1 protein-coding gene is annotated in these 1,825 nt (G+C 28.9%); it reads left to right on the top strand.

All coding sequences use genetic code 11. The features are described 5' to 3' along the window. Positions 1 to 349: 349 nt before the first annotated feature. A complete protein-coding gene (locus tag CAP47_RS00005; protein ID WP_100774840.1) occupies positions 350 to 1,771 on the top strand; it encodes a hypothetical protein in 1,422 nt (473 codons plus the stop codon). Positions 1,772 to 1,825: the final 54 nt, after the last annotated feature.

Below are 1,825 nucleotides of genomic sequence, written 5' to 3' on the forward strand. Positions count from 1 at the left end.
GATCCTGGCCAAGTTGAGATGTCCTTTGAAATGAGCTTTGAATAGTGCTAATAATTGAGTATCTTTAATACCTGTACTGGAGTTCTTTTTTAAAGTCATTACTTGAAGAATAATGCTTTAATATACTGAATTCCAGTATTTTATGCAATATAAAGAAGATTAAAATTCACTTTACTTTGTTAAAAATCAAATAGTTAAACAATTTTTGTCGTGTACTAAAAAAATATGTCCAAAATGATTATACGAATTAATAATTAAAAAAGTTGATAATCCACAAAATAGTAATGCTTTACTCTTAAATACAATTAACAATTTATCTAAATATCAATCTAGAGGTCATAGTAACAATTTGAATATTACTATTGATACCGATATTTCTTACTTTATAGAAAATAATCACTATCACTCTTATACATTTCCAATTCAAAATGCTGATGATAGTTCTTTAGTAAGAAATTTATTATTCTCATTACAAAGTGATGGAAGTTATAAAACTATTTTAATAACTTATGATCTGACTGAATTAGAAAAAACAAAAATTAGAAATAATGAATTTGTAGACTTTTCACACCCTAACAAAGTTAATTGGCAAGAAATTGATGTTTTAACTAATGAAACTTTTAATGATGATATTGAGTTTAATGATGGCCTTTTTTACGATTCAGATGGAGGTTATTGTTACGAAATTTTAAGATTAGTCCATCCAAAAGATTTTAGTCTGACTACCAACTTAAAAATTACTGTAGATTGCCCTTGGGATGGCGAAATGGATCACATGGATGAAAGTATTAGAGATGGTGGAAGAGGTAGCGGAGGAAATAGTGATAATGGTGATGAAGGCGAAGATCCTAATACATCAGGAGGTCAATCTAATTCAGATGAAAACGGAAATAACACCAATCCAAACAATGAAAATTCTGATGAGACTCCAAACAACGGTAATGAGCATAATCAAAATGATGATTGTCTCAAACCTGGACCTAATGGAGATTGCCAAGGAGATGTAACAACAATCATTTTACCTGTTGATGATGAGGAAGAAAATAAAAATAAAGAATGTAAAAAAATAACTGATTTTCTTGCAAACAATCCAAACTTCAAACAAAAATTAGTAGATTTATCAAGTGATGCGAACCTTAGTTTAACATACGAAAAAGGAGCTGGTAAAATAGAAAATCAAACAAACATTAAAGACTATGAAGGCAGTAATACGTATCCTGAGATCTCTGTCACTCTTGGAAATAGTGATAAGTTAGAAGCTCTTGCTCACAACCATCCGACAACAACGCCCCTATCATTATCAACTTTTTCACCATCAGACTTAATAGCTATTGCAAAGCTTATTAGAGAAAACAGAATTACCGATGATTTTATAGCCTTCTTGACAACAAAACAAGGCACTCAATATGCAATCACTATTAGTGATTCTACTAAATTTTTAGATTTTTTATTCTATAAAATTTTTAACCCTAATACAGGAATTTTGGATGTTCCTCCTTCAGACCATCAAAAGTATTGGTCATCAAAAGATTTGTTTACTCCATTATATAAAAAGTACTTTAATCCCGATTTTAATCCGAAAATTAAAGGAACAAACCCGAATGATTCAGAGATAATTGAAAAAAATGAGAATGATTTAAAGGAATTTTTGAATTTCATGGATGAAGCAAATGCTGGGTTTAATTTGTTTGAAACTGACAATACATTTAATACATTTACTAAATTAAAATTAAAAAATGGTGAAACGGAAAGAGAAACGCCATGCAATTAAAAAACATTATCATGAAAACAATTTTTTATATTTTATTATTTATCCCAATTATAT

It is taken from the genome of Psychroflexus sp. S27 (assembly GCF_002810405.1).
Taxonomy (GTDB): domain Bacteria; phylum Bacteroidota; class Bacteroidia; order Flavobacteriales; family Flavobacteriaceae; genus Psychroflexus; species Psychroflexus halocasei_A.